At 49.7% G+C, this 18,950-nt stretch carries 10 protein-coding genes; 5 read left to right on the forward strand and 5 right to left on the reverse strand.

Annotated elements, in window-relative coordinates; all coding sequences use genetic code 11:
- Position 1: 1 nt before the first annotated feature.
- Entirely contained in the window at positions 2–361 is a 360-nt protein-coding gene (locus QZN53_RS06655; RefSeq protein ID WP_163438140.1) for a hypothetical protein, read from the forward strand.
- A gap of 3 nt (positions 362–364) precedes the next feature.
- On the opposite strand, the gene QZN53_RS06660 is transcribed toward QZN53_RS06655, so the two are convergent.
- Together QZN53_RS06660 and QZN53_RS06665 are read right to left on the reverse strand one after the other, a co-directional pair.
- Entirely contained in the window at positions 365–1,825 is a 1,461-nt protein-coding gene (locus tag QZN53_RS06660) for a bifunctional diguanylate cyclase/phosphodiesterase (protein ID WP_163438142.1), read from the reverse strand.
- A 140-nt stretch (positions 1,826–1,965) separates the two neighbouring features.
- On the reverse strand, positions 1,966–4,380 hold the full coding sequence (locus tag QZN53_RS06665; RefSeq protein ID WP_367269182.1) for a putative bifunctional diguanylate cyclase/phosphodiesterase: 2,415 nt from the start codon (positions 4,378–4,380) through the stop codon (positions 1,966–1,968).
- Between the two features lie 36 nt (positions 4,381–4,416).
- Here QZN53_RS06665 and smc point away from each other — a divergent pair, with 36 nt between their 5' ends.
- Positions 4,417–7,971, forward strand: coding sequence for a chromosome segregation protein SMC (smc, locus tag QZN53_RS06670; protein WP_163438146.1), 3,555 nt, complete (start codon positions 4,417–4,419; stop codon positions 7,969–7,971).
- Between the two features lie 174 nt (positions 7,972–8,145).
- Here smc and QZN53_RS06675 read toward each other — a convergent pair whose 3' ends face one another.
- Positions 8,146–11,811, reverse strand: a complete 3,666-nt coding sequence (locus tag QZN53_RS06675) for a hypothetical protein (RefSeq protein WP_294652145.1) — start codon at positions 11,809–11,811, stop codon at positions 8,146–8,148.
- 134 nt (positions 11,812–11,945) lie between these two features.
- Between QZN53_RS06675 and QZN53_RS06680 the strand changes: the two genes are divergently transcribed.
- Both QZN53_RS06680 and QZN53_RS06685 read left to right on the forward strand, forming a co-directional pair.
- A complete protein-coding gene (locus QZN53_RS06680; RefSeq protein ID WP_163438150.1) occupies positions 11,946–12,857 on the forward strand; it encodes a DMT family transporter in 912 nt (303 codons plus the stop codon).
- A gap of 32 nt (positions 12,858–12,889) precedes the next feature.
- A complete protein-coding gene (locus QZN53_RS06685) occupies positions 12,890–13,156 on the forward strand; it encodes a hypothetical protein (RefSeq protein ID WP_163438152.1) in 267 nt (88 codons plus the stop codon).
- 32 nt (positions 13,157–13,188) lie between these two features.
- On the opposite strand, the gene QZN53_RS06690 is transcribed toward QZN53_RS06685, so the two are convergent.
- Entirely contained in the window at positions 13,189–15,552 is a 2,364-nt protein-coding gene (locus QZN53_RS06690) for a sodium-translocating pyrophosphatase (protein WP_163438154.1), read from the reverse strand.
- Between the two features lie 96 nt (positions 15,553–15,648).
- On the opposite strand from QZN53_RS06690, the gene QZN53_RS06695 reads away from it, so the two are divergent.
- A complete protein-coding gene (locus tag QZN53_RS06695; protein WP_163438156.1) occupies positions 15,649–16,170 on the forward strand; it encodes a nitroreductase family protein in 522 nt (173 codons plus the stop codon).
- 100 nt (positions 16,171–16,270) lie between these two features.
- Here QZN53_RS06695 and QZN53_RS06700 read toward each other — a convergent pair whose 3' ends face one another.
- Positions 16,271–18,730 (reverse strand): C25 family cysteine peptidase, encoded by a 2,460-nt coding sequence (locus QZN53_RS06700; protein ID WP_163438158.1) that lies wholly within the window; start codon positions 18,728–18,730, stop codon positions 16,271–16,273.
- Positions 18,731–18,950: the final 220 nt, after the last annotated feature.

Raw genomic sequence — 18,950 nt, forward strand, 5'->3', positions numbered from 1 at the left:
TATGAAAAAGATTTCGGTACTTGCGGTATTGATTGCCTGCTGCCTTACGCTTTCGGGCTGTCTCACGCATTGGTTCCTGGATTCAACCACTCGACTCCAGATAGAAAACAAGTCGTCTAAGACTATTGTCGAAGTCGATATTCTTGCCGAAGACGGTACTTACAAAGCATGGATTCAAGACACTATTCGCACGGGCGAAAAGAGCCGCGTATACGAAGAAGATTGGGTCGGAACCTTCTGCTTGCGTATCAGGACTTTGGGCGCCGATTTCGACATTCAGAATTTGACGTTTGACGGCGGAAGTGAATATATGGTTCTTTCGGATGACGAAGACGGTTCTCTACACTACGAATTCAAGTAGATCTTAAGCGACTTTGCTGTCGCAGACTTTTTCGAATTCATCTACAGTCATGGGCTTAGCAAAGAAGTAACCTTGGAAAAGGTTGCAGCCCATTTTGTTCAGCATGTTGTATTGGGCTTCGGTCTCGATACCTTCGGTAAGCGATGAAAGGCCGAGGTCGCCCGAGAGCTTGAGCACGTTGCGCAGAATGATTTCTGCCTTCTGGCTATTCTTGGAACTGCTTAAGAACTTCATGTCAATTTTTAGAACATCGAGCGGCATATCCTTGAGCTGGTTCAGCGAAGAATAACCGCTGCCAAAGTCGTCCATCTCGACAATAAATCCGGATTCGCGGAACCGGTTTAGAATGGCCATGCGGTTTTCGACTTCGGTCATCATGACGGTTTCGGTAATTTCGATGCGCAAGCGCGAAGGCTCAATCTTGAATTCTTCAATCAGGGCGTTGACTTCGGCGAAGACATCCATGAACAAGAAGTCCTTCGGCGAAATATTGATTGAAATGAACAGGTGCGATTTTTCTCCGGTCCAAGTAGAAAGAATTTCGCAGGCGCTACGCCAAATGTACTTGTCCAGGTCGGCAATCATGCCGTTTCTTTCAAATGTCGGAATGAATGTTTCGGGCTGCAGGAAGCCTTCTTTGGGGTGGTCCCAGCGGATAAGCGCTTCGGCTCCGATAATCTGCCCGTTGTTGTCGACAATGGGCTGCAGGTAAGGACGCACTTGCTTTTCTTCGATGGCTTTTTCGATTTGGGCAGAAATCATCTGGTCCCACATCACCTGGTTGCGCATCTTGTCGTCGTAGAAGGCGATGTGCTTGTTGTATTCGTTCTTGACGGAGGTGAGGGCGAGTTGTGCACGGTCGAACATGATCGATACGTCGATATCGGGCTCGGTAATCTTGTAGATGCCCATGTGCATTAAAATACGGTGTTCTATGGAACCGTTAGAAATGACGTATCGAGAAAAGCGACGTTCCAAATGTTGCAGGTTTGCATCTCCGGCAGGTAGGCAGATGCCGAAATCGTCGCCGCCAAGGCGCCCGAAAACCCATTCCTTGGTAGAATTTTCGCGAAGCCAGGAGGCTACCTTTAGCAATACGCTGTCGCCCATGTCGCTACCGAAAATGTCGTTTACGATCTTGAAATCCTTGATGTCAAAGTAGGCGACCCAGTAATTGACGTCGGCATGTTTGGCAATCGTGTCCTTGATCTTTTCGAAAAGGGCTTCCTTGGTGTATAAACCGGTCAATTTGTCATGGGTGACGTTGTAGATTTCACGCTGGCGCTTGATAACCTTTTCTTTGGCAATAGAAGCCTCTTGCTGAAGCTTTTCAATACGCAAAATGGCTATAATGATTAAAGCCGTCGCTGTAAGGTCCAATAAGAGGTAATTTCCAACGAAAAGTTGCAAAACCAGGAGCCCAACAGCCAAGAAAAGAAACGCAAACGATATAATCTTATTCATAGATAATTACTTTGTTCTATGAATTGAATATAGCCTAATAAGCTAGTAGCGTTTGTTACAAATTTCTGTTCTAAAAATTACTTTGTCCGTTTTTGACGCTAAAAAGGCGTTTTTAAGTCCATAGGGAGCTTTTGGGTGACTCATTTTTTTGCGTCGCAAAGTTTTTCGTAGTCGCTTACCGACATGGGCTTTGCAAAGTAGTAACCTTGGAATAAATTACAGCCCATTTGGTTCAACATATTGTATTGATCTTTGGTTTCGACACCTTCGGTGAGCGAGAATAGACCAAGATCGCTCGAAAGTCTGAGGATGTTCCTGAGGATTGTTTCGGCTTTCTGGTTGTCTTCGGCTTTGCTCAGGAACTTCATGTCAATTTTCAAGACGTCAAGAGGCATGTCCTTGAGCTGGTTCAACGAAGAATAACCGCTACCGAAGTCGTCCATTTCGACAATGTATCCGTTGTCGCGGAATCGCTTCAATATGGCCATGCGGCTTTCGGCGTCGGTCATCATGACCGTTTCCGTGATTTCAATACGCAGACGGTTCGGGTTAATCTTGAATTCTTTGACGAGCTTGTCGATTTCGGCGAAGACATCCATGAAGTAGAAGTCTTTGGGCGAAATGTTGACCGAAATGAAGAGCTTTTCTTTTTCGCCGGTCCAGGAGGCAAGAATTTCACAGGCGCAGCGCCAAATGTATTTGTCCACGTCGGCAATCATGCCGTTCTTTTCGAATAAGGGTATGAACGTGAAGGGCGGGAGGAATCCTTCAGTGGGGTGAAGCCAGCGCACCAGGGCTTCGGCTCCGATAATGGTTCCCTTGTTGTCTACGATAGGCTGCAGGTAGGGGACAATCTGACGCTTCTTAATAGCATCTTCGAGTTCGGTCGATATCTTTTGGCCCCACAGCACTTGGTCTCGCATTTTGTCATCGTATAGGGCAATATGCGTGTTATATTCGTTCTTGATGCTTGTCTGGGCGAGGTGGGCGCGGTCGAACATAATTGATATGTCAATGCTCGGATCCGTTATATGGTAAATGCCCACATGCATCAAAATGTGTTGGTCAATCGTACCATTCGAAATGACAAATTTTGCAAGTTTGTCTTCGACTAAGGGCAGTCGGACAAGGTTTGTCGGGAAACAAACACCGAAGGCGTCACCGCCAATTCGTCCGTAAATCCAATTGTCCCTGGCGTTTTCCCTAATCCAGTTTGCAACTCTTACAAGCACTTTGTCGCCCACATCTTTACCAAAGATGTCGTTGACCATTTTGAAATCCTTGATGTCGAAGTAGGCGATAGAGTAGTCGACATCTTTTCTGTTGTCGAGGTTGCTCCTGATAACATTGAACAGATGTTCCTTGGTGAACATGCCTGTGAGCTTGTCATGGGTGGCCTCGTACATGTCTCTTTGTTGCTTGAGGACATCGGGGGTGTTGTCCTGAATCGTCAAGAACGATCCAATTTTTCGGTACTTTTCGTCTGAGACAAGGTGCTTTTTAAGCGAGAAATATCGAGTGTCCCTTCCGGAGCCCACAACTTGCTTAGAGGCCCAATGATCCATGCCTTCGCCCAGGTCGTCGAACATGGCGGCAAGCCTGTGTTGAACACTTTCGTAGTTGTCGCTATGGATAACGAGCAGCTTGCAGCCGTTACTGTTTGCCCAAATGCAACGTTCGTTGGCGTCAAAGAAGTAGATGGCTTCGGGCATCTGAGAGGCTATCTTGGCAAGCATTCGGTCCAAGAGCCTGTAAGGTCTGAAGAAAAGCGAAAAATAGAAGATGAACATCCCGCAAACGGCCATGGCAATCATGGAACGGTCAATCGGGGTTCTCGAGAATATATAGTACGACTGCCATATCCCGGCCACGACCATGGTGAAGAATATGACGTTGTATTTTTCGGCATAAATGCGGGGGACGCGTATGGCTTTGGCAAGGAATATGGAAAGCGATACGAAGAATGCTATATAGACTGCAATACGGTGGAAGAATTGCCCTACGTGTGGAATGAGCCTGTAGTAGGGGTAACCGTCTACAGTGATGGCTTCCATGCCGAAAGCTTGCCCCAGGAAGGGATTAAAGAAATATTGAAGAATGTCTAGGGTTAAAAGCGTATAGATGATATAGCATTTTTTTTTGTTTTTTCTCCACGATATGTTGCAGTAGACCAGCGTGAAGTCAAACAGGCTGAATGCCATCAAGTCCATGCCGATGAAGTAGATATAACTACCGATGGTCGAAAGAAGCTGGTTGCTGGAAAGGACGATGAAGAGGTTTCCCATAATGGGAACAATGAATGAAAATAGAAGAAGGGATACGGCGTATCCAATGGATTTTTTTGATTTCCGCGCAATCGCTCCAAAAACCCCTAAAAGGATTATTAATAAGATATAGATGATTGCAAACGTAAGTCTCATGGATTTTTCGCCCTTCTCCCATATAATATATCTATTAGTTGGGTAATTTTTCTTTTTTTTACGAAAAACATACTCCAAATTGGAATATGATGGGAGAGAAAGCTGTTTTTGGGCTTTTTTGCGTGTTTTCCCCATTTATAGGGGAAAATCATTTTTATCTTTCGCCTTGAAGTGCAGATTACAAAACTAAAGATTTTTGGCTTTAAGTCCTTTGCCCAAAGGACCGAAATCAACTTCCCCACGAAGGGTCTTACGGCCGTGGTGGGGCCGAATGGTTGCGGTAAGTCGAACATTACCGACGCTATCCGCTGGGTTTTGGGTGAACAGAAGGCAGCATCGCTCCGTATGAGCAAGATGCAGGACGTGATTTTTAGCGGTACCGAAGAACGTGCCGCCATGAGCCTCGCTGAAGTCTCCATTGTGATCGATAACAGCGATGGTACCCTGAATTCTGAATATTCCGAAGTGATTGTGACCCGTCGTGTACACCGTGACGGGTCGGGCGAATACCTGATTAACAACCAGGAATGCCGCCTGCGTGACGTTCATGCCCTGCTTTTTGACTCGGGCCTTGGTTCCAGTACCTATTCGCAGATGAACGCCGACATGATCAAGGCGGTTTTGAGCGATAAGGCCGACGACCGCCGCGTGCTGTTCGAAGAAGCCGCCGGCGTGAGCAAGTACAAACAGCAGCGCAAGGAAACCCGTCGCCAGCTGGAACGCGTGCAGATGGACATGGAACGCGTGGAAGACAACTTGCGCAGTGTGCGCCGTTCCGTAAAGCTGTACGAAACCCAGGCTGAAAAGGTGAACGAGTACAAGCGCCTTTCTAAGCGCCTGCGCGAATTGGACCTGTCGGTCAGTATTGACAAGTTTGAAGACATGAAAGAGGGCTTGACGACCCTCGATACCGCAACCCGCCGTCTGAACCACGATGTGGAAAATTCGAAGACGAATGCGACGGTGTTGCAGGCAAAGATTGACGAAAAGAAGCTGTTGATTGCCGAAGACGAAAACGCCTACCGCGACTTGGAACGCGAGGTGCAGAAGGCAACTATCGAACTCAACGACTTGAACAACAGCATGGGCCGCATTCGCGACGTGATTTCCAACTTGGAAGCCGCGAATGAAAAGTCCCAGGAAGAAATTGACCGCAACACGGGCAAGGTCCAGGAACTCCTGGATGAACGCGCCCGTCTTGAAGAAGAAAATGCGGTGCTCAGTTCCGACAGCGACGTGGACGAAATGAACGCCCTGCTGGAGCGTGAACGTGAAATTTTGCAGGTCATGCGCGACAAGGTGGACGACCTGCGTACCCAGTCAAGGGAACTTTCGAACGAACGCCTGCAGAAGACGAACCAGGTGAACTCCCTCAAGAGCCGTTTCGAGCGTATGGATGCCGAATCGGGTCTGTTGCAGGCGAACCTCACCAAGTGGCGTGGCGAAATGGAACAGGTGCAGTCGCAGAAGGCGAATGCCGAATCTGCCCTGGCCGACATCAATGCGGGCCTCGAAGCCGCCGATGCCGACCTGGAACGCCTTACCGAGCAGCGCTCAACGCGCGAAGAAAGGCTCGATGCCGAACGCGCCGACTTGCTCGAAGCCCAGAAGAAACTGCAGGAACTGAAGAACGAGGTGGCAAGGCTCACCTCTCGAATCGACGTTTTACAGAGCGTTGCCAACGAGGGCACCGACGCTAGCCGCTGGCTTATGGAGCATAAGGCGGACCTGGTGGGCGGGCTCCTGTCGGAACGTATCGAAGCCGCGCCCGAATATGCCGCTCAAGTGGAGGCCGCCCTCGGTGACTTGATGGATGCCGTGGTGGTTGCCTCGGACGATGCGGCAATTGCCGCAGTGGATGCCATGAAGGGCGAAAATGTGGGCAAGGCGGTGCTTGCGCTGGTGGGTGCCGGTGCCGAACCCTATTCCGGCACGCTCCAGGGCGATGGCGTTGTAGGTTGCCTCAAGGATTACGTGACTGCCGACGAACAGATTGCAGGCTGGCTCAAGGCGCTGCTTTCTCGTTACTTTGTCGTAGATTCTTTGCAGACTGCGGTGCGCCTTGCGCGAGCCATGCGCGGAGATGACCTCTGCTTTGTGGCTCCCGAAGGCATTGTGCGTACGAGCGGCCTCATGAGCAGCGGTACGGCGACTTCTGGAACGCTCAGCCGCAAGAACGAAATTGCCGAGGCGAACAGCCTGTTGGAAGGCGTGAACCTCGAAGTGGCTCAGGCCGAAGAAGAAATTGGCCGCTTGCAGGATTTGGTCGACGAAGACACGCAGATGCTTGCCTCGTTGGTCGACGAAATCCGCGAAAAAGAAGATATGAAGCGCGGCGGAAACGCCGGCATTTCGATCCAGAATAACATTATCGCCGGTTGCGACCGCAGACTTGCGCAGTTGCAGGGCGAAATGCAGAACGCCGAATCCAAGATTCAGGCGGCAGAAGCCTCCAAGAACAGCGACCAGGAACTCATGGACGCCCAGGCTTCTCTCGAAAAGATCGAAGAAGAATATTCTCGCGTGAACGACGAACTTTCGGAACAGGATACGATGTTCCGCGAAAAGGAAGAAAACGTTCGCGAACTGGAGCGCAGCGCCCAGGACAAGACGGCAAAGCTCACGCAGAATACGAACCGCCTGAACTACATCGCCGAACAGGTGGAATTCCTGGAAAATGCAATTCAGGACCGTAAGGCAGAAATTGAAAAGAACCAGGCCGCCATCCAGAAGAACGAGGAAGACGGTAGGGGAGTCGCCGACCAGGTGCAGAGCAAGGATTCCGCTCTCCGCGAACTGGAAAATCAGCGCGACTTGGCCCGTGAAAAGTACGAACTTGTTTCGGGCGACCTCGAAGAATGGCGTAGCGAAGTTAACCGCCTCCGCGACGACATGATCGAGAAAATGAAGGAATTGAACGATGTGGGCCGCAGGCAGGAAGCCTTGCAGGCAAACCTCGACCGCCTGACCGAACGTATTACAAACGAATACAGTGTAGACCTTGCGAACCCCGACGACATCGAGCGTGTGGAATATAGCCAGCCCGAAGCCGACCGTGAAATCCGCGAACTCCGCGGAAAGATCAAGGAACTGGGCCCCATCAACGTGAATGTGATGGAAGACTACGAAGACGAAAAGAAGCGCCTTCTGGAAGTGGAAGCGCAGTTCGACGACCTGGACCGTGCCCGCGCCTCGCTCGACCGCACCATCACCAAGCTCGACGACATCGCCCGCAGCCGCTACCTCGATACGTTTGCGCGTATTCAGAAGAACTTCCAGTTCGTGTTCAGCAAGCTGTTCCTGAACGGCGAAACCAAGATGAGCCTAGTCGAAAAGGTGGACGAAATGGGCAAGCCCATGGATATCCTCGACGCCGACATCGAAATCAACGTGCGCCCCACGGGTAAGAAAATGCGCGGTATCAAGGCGCTTTCCGGCGGTGAACACGCCCTGACCGCAACGGCCTTGCTGTTCGCTATCTACATGGAAAAGCCGTCGCCGTACTGCGTGCTGGACGAAGTCGACGGCCCGCTCGATGACGCTAACGTGGGCCGCTTCATGGCGCTGCTCCGCGAATTCAGCAAGCAGACCTTGTTCATCGTGGTGACGCATAACAAGCGTACCATGGCCGAAGCCGACATGCTCTACGGTGTGACGCAGGAAATCAAGGGTATTTCCCGCATCGCCAGCGTGCAGTTGGCTGATGCAACGAAGTTTGCGATATAAGACCGTTCGGCTCTACATCATTCGCAAGAATGTGATATCGCCTCACTCTCGCAACCGCCCTCGGTTAACACCCGAGGGCTTTGTTGCTCACGAAAGACCGCTCGGCTCGGCTGTTTTTCTCTTAAAAAAACATCCCCGCATTTGCGGGGATGTTTTCATATTCTAGTACAAATTCTATCCGCGGGTCAGGCAGCCTACATTGTTAAGGATCCAGGAACCTTCGCAATAATAATAAACGTCAAATCCAAATACGCAGACCCCTTCATGATTCGGATCAAACGCTTTGCAATATTCTTCTGCAGTTTCTGCTTTCTTATAACCTTGTTCTGTATTTACGTAGTATTCCGTTTGTTCGTAATACTTAACAGTAGACTCGTATATATTACCATCATGATTGACAAATTCACAGGCGGAACCTGTAGAATGTTTATCGCAATATTCTGCCACAGATTGCCACGCGCTATCCAATTTGACGAAAGACTCGGTACCGACATGGCAGATTTTCTTGTCGGTTTCCGTTTGACATTCATGACTTTCGCCACAGTGAGACATACTAGAAGAACTAAGCGGATTATCAAAATACCCACCGTAAGTCAAATTTTTACCATGAGTTTCGCAGTACTCATCAAAAGTAATCCACTGATACATGAATGATTCATCCTTGTACGCACAGACATAGATTACGTTTTCTTTGGTAACAGTTGCATCTTCGTTATCTCTGTTGCAAATCTGGTCGAGAGCAATGTCTGTGGAGGCGTCAACCCACTTACCATAGTCATTTACGACTTCTTTAGCTATAGAGCACTTGAAACTGTGGCTTTCACCATCCTTGAGGGTTTCGCTCTTAATGTCTGCAATGTTTTTAGTATTACCTCTATCGGTATCGCAATAACCAAACTTGGCGTTAAGGTACTCATTTTCTTCAATTTCTAGCCAATCTGTGGAGGAAGAACTTTCGGGGATTCCTTCTACGTTATTATTAGAAAGACATCCATAGTATGCGTCACCGACTATAGCGACATCTTTTTCTTTTGATCGATTTCTCGTGCAAATTCCAAGCGTTGCGTTTTCATCCAAATCGCTTGCTTTAACCCAAGAGTATCCGCTGGAAGAACCTCCAGAAATGTAGTTACACTTGTATTTTTCCCCTCTGTAAACTGCTACTTTGGTTTGATTTTTCATCTTATCTTCATCGCACTTGCCATAGATATCCTCAAAGGTAGGTTCGTGCCATTCATGGATATGGTTACCCCAGTTGTCTAAATCCTCTACTGTTTCACAAACATATTCATAACCGGATTCAGTAACCACTTTTTCACTGACATAGCCATAATGGCAAGCTACACCTAAAACATTGTCACGCACTTCAGCAGCGATCCATTCGTATTTTTCCTGTTTATCAAGGTAATCGCACTTATAATATGCGGAACCATTTTCTTCCTTGACGACTCCCTTTTCCATCACGGTTTTTGTACATATTCCATATTCCTCGTCATAATCATCTTTCTCTCTCCATTTGGAGCCATCGCATACAAAGGTCTTTTTGCTCGTTGTCGTGGCAAGTTCCGCATTCCTGATGTCGAACAGCTTTTCTTTGCCTACGTTTACAGTAGCGCTGCATTCACCGAGGTAAAGCTTGGATTCCGGATTGTTGGCCTGTTCTTCCGGAGTCATGCCGTCCTGTTCAGAATATTCACCGGAAGAACTCGAAGAACTAGGAACACCAGGCACAAGTCCAAGATTATTGCAAGCAGTAGAATCAGGCAGATTACATTCCTCTTTGACACACTCATACTCTTGAATTTCCCCGTCAAAGAACGCCGATCCCTTATCTCCTTTATTACGGCCCAAGCATACATTTTCAGTATCTTGCCAGTAGCATTTTCCATTGTCGCATACACAAACGGCATTTTCATCAAGACCTTCAAAGCTATAGAAGAAGGTCGAATTAACTGCGTCAGCATCGCAAACTTGTTCCACCGTTGCAACACCTACAGCCCAAAGTGTTATAGGATACCAAACTTGTTCGTTTTCGATATATTCAAAGTAACGGAAATATCCCCCTTTGACATCAGACTTATACACCTTGCTGCTATAGCCAGACGGATCATTGAAAACCTTTGCGTCTTCGACTTTAAGCTTATAGGCTTCCACAAATCCATTCTGCAAAATCTTGTAATAGACGGCATCCGTACCACTCCAGACATTCGTTTCAGCAGTAGAGTCGCCATGCTGCATTTGGTTCCACTTGAAGAAGTTCGCGTCAATAAGCAAAGCGAGGTAGTCTACAAAGAACATGCTGTGTTCCTTGCCTGCGTAAGTCGTATTGACGGCGGTGTTAAAGTTGCCGTTTTCGGCAAAGACATTGCGGAAAGCGTTATAGACCGAGTTAAAACCCGGAGTCTTGTCCTTTTGGTCAATGAGGGCCATTACCCACACGATGCTGTTGAAGTTTTCGGCCAGGCCAATCTGATCGGGGGCATAATGTTCGAAAGACGGATATTCTTCGCTATTTTCCAAATAAAGGGCACCGGCAAGTTCCTTGTTCGCCTGCTCGTTTGCAACACCAAAACCGTTACCATCGTCAACCAATTTCTTTACGCGGGCGGCCTTGTAGTCGGTCAAGAAGTCGATGACAACCGTATCGGACGCATCGGACAAGTCTGCATAGGCGTTGTAAATGACATCCGTTGCGTTCGAGCCAAATCCGCCAAAGGCGCCGAAAGCGTTGTTGTTCAAGTTCAGCTTGACGTGGAGCTTCACAACCGGGGTCGTAAGGTTCGTGATGTCGATATCCCCTTCGAGGCGTGCAACCTTGTATTCCACCGTCTTTTCGTTAGTTTCTTCGATTGTCACAAAGGATTTATTGGCAGAGGCGAACAAGTCCTGCATAAACACCTTGCCGCTCGGGGCGAACTTTTCGTCAAGGTCCGTCACGGTAAGTTCTGCATTGTCGCCACCCTTGAGGTTCTTCCAGATTTCCTCGTAGATGTCATCGGTTTTTGTTTCCTTGTTGGCCTGCACCGGGAAACGCACGATAACATGCTTCTTGTACACCTTGGCGAGGTTCTCGTTCACGGGCGTGAACGGGATTTCCATTTGGGTTTCGGCATCGCCGCACTTGATGAACACGGTGATGATTGCCTTTTCGTTGTTACGAACAATTGAATCGATGGCGCAAGACTTGTTTTCAAGTTCTGCATTCCAGCTGCTGTAGGCGTCGTTGAACCTGTTGTCGATATCTTCGCCGAACTTGTCCGTTGCAGAGCTCAAGTTCTTGAGGGCGTCTTCGATGTCCTTCAGACTTTGTGTAGAGGCGCTGCTGATCATGGCGTCAATATCCTTCTGGATCTTGTTCATGTCGGCGTCCTTACCGTCATTGCCGTTCGTACCATTTGTTCCGTTTGTTCCGTTCGTGCCATCCTTGCCATTGGTGCCGTTTTTGCCGTTCTTGCCGTCAACACCGTTTGTTCCATTCTTGCCGTCGGTACCGTCCTTACCATTGACGCCGTCTTTGCCGTTTTTCACGGTGCCAATAGTATCGCCGTCGCAAATAATGGCAAATCCGGAATTGTCCTTCAATTCCTTGGATTCGCAACGATACTGGATGGCTTCCTGGTCGCTCATAGCGACCCATTCGCCTTCGGAACAGACATACATCGTGGCTTTGGGCTTCACGAAGTTCATGGTTCCTTCGGTTTTATCGTTACAGTCTTCTGGATCTAGGGAACTGACGATACTGAGATTGTCGTTAGTGATAGTTTCTTCGTTGCTACAAGATGTAACACTGATTGCAAATGCTGCGCACAATGCAGCTGTTGAAAGGCGCTTGATAAACACCGTATTCTCCTTATTTTTTTTGACGCCAATAATAGAAATTTTTGTTTACAATTGTGCTTTTTTGCGTTTTGTATGAAAAAAACAATTTTACCCCTTACAACTGGAGTCGGATTAGTCTAATTTATGCATCGAAAATGATTATTCGGGAATCCATAGGTAAAAAACAGCATGCTCTAGTGAAGTCTGCACTCAAGGGTTTTGTTTTTGCGGCGCTTTCGGCTATCTGCTACGGCACGAATCCGCTGGGTGCGCTCCACTTGTATGCACAGAACTATTCGCCCGAGACGGTGCTTTTTTACCGATTCTTTACGGCGGCATTGTTGCTGATGGTCGTCATGCTATCCAAGGGCTCGCACTTTAAAATTTCGTTTCGCGAGTTCCGTGCGCTAGTCGCGTTCGGCTTCTTGTTTGCCGCAAGTTCGCTCACGTATTACGCCTCGTTCAAGTACATGGATGCGGGGCTAGCCTCTACGCTTCTGTTCCTTTATCCGCTCGAAGTCTCGGTGCTCATGGCGTTTTTCTTCAAGGAAAGAGTCAAAATTTGGACAGTCCTTTCGATTGTGATTTCGATGGCGGGCATTGCGCTTTTGTATCGTGGGGGAGACGGCGCAACGCTCAGTTCGGTGGGTTGCCTGCTCGTGTTCTTGTCGTCCATAAGTTACGCCATTTATATGGTGATGGCGAACCGCATCAACTTGCAGATGGGCTCGGTCAAGATGACTTTTTATGCCATCTGTTTTTGCATGTTCTTCTTGTTGCTTTATTCGGTGACGCTCGGTTCAGGGCTCCCGCCGCTCTTTACGCAGGCGAGTTCCTGGGGCTGGGGCTTTATGCTGGGACTTGTGCCGACGGTACTTTCGCTCATTTTCATGGTGAAGGCGGTACGCATCGTGGGCTCTACACCGACGGCGATTTTGGGCGCTCTGGAGCCAGTGACTGCAGTGACGATAGGCGTGACTGTCTTTGCCGAAACCTTGACGACACGCATCATGGCGGGCATCATCTTGATCCTTTGTTCCACCATTTTGATTGCCGTAAAAAAATAACCCACTGCCAACTATTTACTATAATTACCGATATGCAGTGCACATGTTCTGTTTGCAACAAGGAATTTAACGACAAGGTGGGGATGTCCCCGCTGGAAAGCAATCTTGCCATCCGCGTTCGTAACAAGGTCGGAAATATTTGCCCGGATTGCCGCGCAGAAACATGCAAAACCAAGCGCGGCCGCTGGCGCATGTTCTTTTATGACCTGAAAATAGGGCTACTTTGCTTGTTGCTGCTGTTGCCCGTTTTCTTGCTCTTTGCCGGAATTATTGTTGTGCTTGCGCTTTATGTGCTATAAAGCTTGAATTCGTTTGGCTAGAGCCCGCCAGGCTAGAGTCCGCCGACCGCGACAATGACGCCTGCGAACACTAGACTCACCATCGTCATCAACTTGATCAAGATGTTCAGCGAGGGACCTGCGGTGTCCTTGAACGGGTCGCCTACGGTATCGCCGACAACGCCCGCCTTGTGACAATCGGAACCTTTTCCGCCGAAGTTGCCTTTCTCGATATATTTCTTGGCGTTATCCCAAGCACCGCCAGCGTTGTTGAGCATGCAGGCGAGCGAGAATCCGCAAGCGAGCCCACCGGCAAGCAGGCCGAAGACGCCTGCGATACCCATGAACAAGCCTACGATAACCGGAACGATGACCGCGAGGAGCGACGGCAGAAGCATTTCGCGTTGGGCTCCGTGAGTCGAAATTTCAACACATTTGGCATAGTCCGGCTTGCCTGTTCCTTCCATGATTCCTGGAATTTCCTTGAACTGGCGGCGGACTTCCTTGACCATGGAAGAGGCTGCGCGGCCGACCGCCTTGATGGTCATGGCGCAGAAGACAAAGGCCATCATGCAACCGATAAAGAGGCCGCCAAGAAGCATGGGGTTCATCAAGTTCAGGTTGAATGCGTTCATGAAATCGCCGAACGAAGCGTCTGCGATAGAAAGCGCTGCGAGCGAACCGTCGTTTGCGATGGCCTTGATGCCGCCTTCTAGAATTTGCCAATGCGAATTGTTTGTGGCTGCGCCAGAGGCGAGTGCTGTAGAACTGCTGAAGAAGGTGACGCCACCGAATTCGAATGCGCCGTCGTGGGCGAATTTGCTGAGCCAGAGCTTGATTTCTTCGACATAGGAGGCGAGGAGTGCCATGGCGGTAAGGGCTGCAGACCCGATGGCGAAACCCTTGCCTGTCGCGGCGGTCGTGTTGCCGAGCATGTCGAGTTCGTCGGTGCGTTCGCGGACTTTCTTGGGGAGTTCTGCCATTTCGGCGTTACCGCCCGCATTGTCGGCAATGGGCCCGAAGGCGTCTGTCGAAAGCGTGATGCCGAGGGTCGAAAGCATACCGACGGCCGCGAAACCGACTCCGTAAAGCCCTTGCGAAATGTTACTGAAACCGCCCGCAAAACCGAAGGAGGCGAGAATGCCGAGAACAATCGTGATTACCGGGAGGGCGGTGGAGTACATGCCGACCGAAATGCCTTCGATGATGGTCGTGGCGGGGCCCATCTGCGAGCGCGAAGCGATAGCGCGGGTGGGCTTGTAGGCGTCGGAGGTGTAGAATTCGGTAAACTGTCCTATGATGACGCCAGCGGCAAGGCCTGCGACGACAGATCCGAAAATGCCCCACGAAATGAGTCCCAACTTGACAAAGACAAGGAGCGCCAAAAGAATAAGGATCGAAGATCCGAGCGTTCCGACGAGAAGGGAATGCAAAAGCGACTTGGTGTTGGCGTCATCTTTGGTGCGCACCATGAAAATGCCGACAATCGAAAGAACGATGCCTATTGCCGCGACAAGCATCGGGGCGATGACATGGTGCATGCTCATGCCGGGAAGGGCCGCGCCGAGCGCCGCTGTCGCCAAGATGGATCCGCAGTAGGATTCGTAGAGGTCTGCGCCCATGCCCGCAACGTCTCCGACGTTATCGCCGACGTTGTCGGCGATGGTGGCGGGGTTACGCGGATCGTCTTCGGGAATTCCCGCTTCGACTTTACCCACCAAGTCTGCACCGACATCGGCCGCCTTCGTGTAGATACCCCCGCCAACGCGGGCAAAGAGCGCCTGCAGCGAGGCGCCCATGCCAAAGGTCAGCATGGTGGTTGTCACTTCGGCCATCTTGGCGTGTCCGAAAGCCGGATTCGTAATCAAACCGTCCGAAAAATCCATCGAAATTTTGCTTGCCAGGGTGGCTCCCATGCCGAAAATATTATGGTCGTAAATGAAGTTCAGAAGGTAGAACCAGATGGAAATATCGAGCAGGCCAAAGCCGACGACAATGAGTCCCATGACCGCGCCAGAACGGAATGCCGTGACAAGCCCTTGGTTCAGGCTCTTGCTTGCGCCGGCGGCCGTTCTGGAACTTGCCTGCGTTGCCGTTTTCATGCCTAAAAATCCGCAGAGTCCGCTAAAGAAACCGCCGGTGAGGAATGCGACCGGAACGAATGGGTTCTGGATTCCGAGGAATGCAAGAATCACGAAAATGAGGAACAGAATGGCGAATACGACCGAGACGGTTCTGTATTGGCGCTTGAGGTAGGCGAGTGCCCCTTCGCGGACATAACCCGCAATCTCTATCATGCGCGGCGTTCCTTCGTCCATTTTCATCATGGATTTGAAGAACAGCAGTGCCGCTACAAGGGCAAGGATTGACGCTGCCGGAACAGTGTACCAAAAACCAGGAATGCTGAATGTTTCCATAAAAGACTCCTTTGATACCGTTTTTGGGGCGGATTTCTATATAAATCTATACTGAAATTGGCAGAAAAGGGCGAAATAAAATGCTAAAATTATGATATGAAATTCGAAGAACTCGTCAAAAACCGTTACAGCTGCCGCAAATTCAGCGATAAGGCTGTGGAAACCGAAAAACTCTCCCTCGTGCTCGAAGCCGGACGCCTTTCTCCGACGGCCGTGAATGGCCAGCCGGTGACGGTGAAAGTGCTCAAGTCGGAGGCTGCGCTTGCCAAGCTCCGCAGCATTACCCGCATGGCCTACAACGCCCCCGTGGTGCTCATGGTCTGCTACGACAAGGACAAGTGCTATTCTCCCGTGACTTACCACGACGATTTTGTGAGTGGCGACATGGATTCGAGCATTGTGACGACTTCGATGATGATGCAGGCAACCGATCTTGGCCTTGCTACCCTGTGGGCTCGCGGCTTCAACGCCTCTGAAATCGAAAAGGCTTTTGACTTCCCGGCAAACCTCAAGCTGGCTTGTTTCTTGGATGTTGGCTACGCTGATCCTGCCGAAGGCGGCCCCTCGCCGCGCCACCCCGTGCGCAAGCCCATGAGCGAATTCGCTACGGAATTGTAAAAAGCAAAGGCGACCAAAAGGTCGCCTTATTTTATTTCCAATGCATAGTCAGTTTACGTTTGCATTTGGCGCAATCCATAGGCTTGACAGAGCCTGCAAACTACCGCAGTCTTACCATCTTGGCGCTTTCGACGGTTTTTCCGCGTTTGAGGCTCACGATATAGCGGTTGCTTTTGAGTTTCGTGAAATCATGGCTGACGGAATTGTAGCCGGCGTTTGCGTTTACGCAGAACGATGCGACGGTTTGTCCGAGAACGTCCATGACATCAATCTCGTACAGTCCTGCCTTTGATGCTTCGAACGAGATTGTGTTGTGGTTGAACGCGACAACCTTTGTTGCATGTGCTACAGTTGTTATTGGGCTTGCAAACGTCGTGTGTTCGGGCGAAGATAGCGGAGCGAACGGTATGTAATAGACGACGGCGTTTTCGTGAACGGCCAAGCCGTATCCGGTGAACGATCCGTATGCCTTGCCATAGACGTTTAGCATGGTTTTGGGCGCATTGACAGATCCGTAGAACAGACTGTCGATATCGACGGGGTTTGCGTTGTCATAGACTGTCAACTTGAATCCGCTTGCCGCTTTTTCGTAGTCGATGGAGTCTTTAACCGGGGAGGCTTTCCAGGCGAAACCTTTTCTTACGTGCAGCAGGGATGTGTATCCCGGTTTTTCGAATTTGTACTTGGAACCCGGTTCCATGGTTACGGAGTATGCGTAGAAATCACCTTCTGGAATGACGAGCGTTCCGGTGGAGCGAACGGTGAGCTTGTTGATGCATTTCCCGTCGACGAGAGTGAATTCCTTATCGACGGTCACGTTCTCGATGCATTTGTTTTCCGGGAATGTCTGCAGGGTGTCGAATGCGTCGAATGTTTTGTTCCAGCGCTTGGGATTGACGTAGGCGACGTAATTGTAATCCGCTTCTGCACTGATGAAAAGTTCTGCATCTTCGTAATCGCGGTAGATGAGTGCTTTTTGGGCTTTAATTTCGGCATTCAGGACAAGGCCGCCTTTGGCATAGACGGTGCCGATTCGGGCGGAGCCATGGATACCTGCGCAATAGTTCGCTTCTGTGGAACCGCAGATGGCGTTGCAGAATCCATTGGCGCCCTGCGCTTCGTCGATGCATATGCCGCTGATGTTGAAATCGTGCAATGCGTGCAGCGCGATGTTGTTGGGCATGCTGTCTTGTTTTACGTTGTCTCTATTGGTTTTAATTGTTGCAAACGGGTCGCCGAAAAGCGTGGTCCCGTAGTACCAGGTGTAAATGTCCTTTGCATTCTTGTAACTTTCGAATACCAAAGATCTGTAGTTGGCCCACTTGACGTATGCATCGCCAAGGAAATTTGTTCTCATATGCTTGTCGAGTGTATCGACCGCTTGGTATCCGCCACCCATTTTTGTCTCTGCAATCAGCGAGACTCCGCCTTTCAGGGACCTAAACAAGAATGCCATGCCTACCGTGCGGTCGTAGGAGAGGCCTTCGGGTGTGGAGTAGCGACCGATGTTGCAAGAGAACAAGTCAAGCAGGTAGGGGACACTTTCGATGGTGGGCTCAAAGTCGTTTACCGAAACGCCATCGGCAAAGGACTTTTCGTTGCCATGGCCCAGATGGGTCAGCCAATCGTAATCCTTTACCATATACAGGAGCGATTTTTCTCTGTCCATCGCATGGACGACATCGACTTCGTTATACATTTTCGAGAGATCGTTGATATGGCTTACGACGGCATAGTCCGCCCTGTAAATAGGGGATGGGTCGGAATAGGTAAACAGAGCTTTGTCCGAACGTGGGGCTGAGCTTACGTGCATGTCGTAGGCCTTGTTGAGCCAGCGTACGGTGAGTTCCTTGACCGTGGTGAGGTATTCGTTGTAATTGCGGAGTTGTTCAATCCATTTGTTATTGTACAAGTCGCGGGCTTCGCCGTAAGCGTTTACGCGAGATACCCAGATTTCGAAATCTTCGCCGGCAAGTTCCCCGTTAAAATGGTTGTAGTGTGAATCGATGATTCCGTTTTGTCCGTAATCCACTTCGCCGCTGCATGCTCCGTCGGATACGCAGCCGGTTCCGACGAGTTCGTCTGTCCACTTGCCGTCCATGTCCATATAGTAGAAGTCAACCGCCCAGACCTGGTAGCCGGTGATTTTTCCATCGCCGGGGAATGCCGCCCTGCCGTCGGATTCTCTGGCAAAGTATTCCATTCGTGCAAAAGGCAGATTGCCTATAAGGATGACTCCCGCTAATGGAGCTTTGGATTTGTCTTCCCAGGATTCCTTGATGGCGGCCTTCAGTTCGGCAGCGGTGCTTTTCTGTTTAAATTTGGGGCTTGTACTGAGAGTTGTAGAGTCAAGGACTAATGCGGCCGGGAACGACTTGATATCTATCTTGAAGTTGAATTCCTTTTCGACGGCGCCGGCGTATTTCTGCGCTGCTGCAAGTACGTCTGCATCTTTGTAAAGATCTTCGTCAATGTAAATTTCGGCGCGTCTCTGTTCTGCTGCTGTACAAAAAACACAAAGTGCGCACAAAATAGTGCTGATTCTAGAAAATAAATTCATGGCTCCTCCTTATTTACAGCAATAAGTTTTTTGAAAAATAGAATTTATGAAGAACAAAAAGAAACGCGCTCCTTTTTAGAGAGCGCCTTTTAAATATTTGGGCTTGAAAGTGACAATTTTGCTATATGGCGCTCCTTCGGAGCGCATCTAGTACGGCTCGGCCATGCCAAAAAACATACATGTTTTATGTTGCGGCACTCGCCTTTTGCTATATTTAAGC

The sequence above is a fragment of the uncultured Fibrobacter sp. genome (assembly GCF_900316465.1).
Lineage (GTDB): Bacteria > Fibrobacterota > Fibrobacteria > Fibrobacterales > Fibrobacteraceae > Fibrobacter.

Bases quoted from the DNA above. Each gene is read 5' to 3' on its own strand.
- QZN53_RS06685 (WP_163438152.1), top strand. From the start codon at position 12,890: ATGCAGTGCACATGTTCTGTTTGCAACAAGGAATTTAACGACAAGGTG.
- QZN53_RS06660 (WP_163438142.1), bottom strand. From the start codon at position 1,825: ATGAATAAGATTATATCGTTTGCGTTTCTTTTCTTGGCTGTTGGGCTC.
- QZN53_RS06680 (WP_163438150.1), top strand. From the start codon at position 11,946: ATGATTATTCGGGAATCCATAGGTAAAAAACAGCATGCTCTAGTGAAG.
- QZN53_RS06690 (WP_163438154.1), bottom strand. From the start codon at position 15,552: ATGGAAACATTCAGCATTCCTGGTTTTTGGTACACTGTTCCGGCAGCG.
- QZN53_RS06695 (WP_163438156.1), top strand. From the start codon at position 15,649: ATGAAATTCGAAGAACTCGTCAAAAACCGTTACAGCTGCCGCAAATTC.
- QZN53_RS06665 (WP_367269182.1), bottom strand. From the start codon at position 4,380: ATGGGGAAAACACGCAAAAAAGCCCAAAAACAGCTTTCTCTCCCATCA.
- QZN53_RS06700 (WP_163438158.1), bottom strand. From the start codon at position 18,730: ATGAATTTATTTTCTAGAATCAGCACTATTTTGTGCGCACTTTGTGTT.
- QZN53_RS06655 (WP_163438140.1), top strand. From the start codon at position 2: ATGAAAAAGATTTCGGTACTTGCGGTATTGATTGCCTGCTGCCTTACG.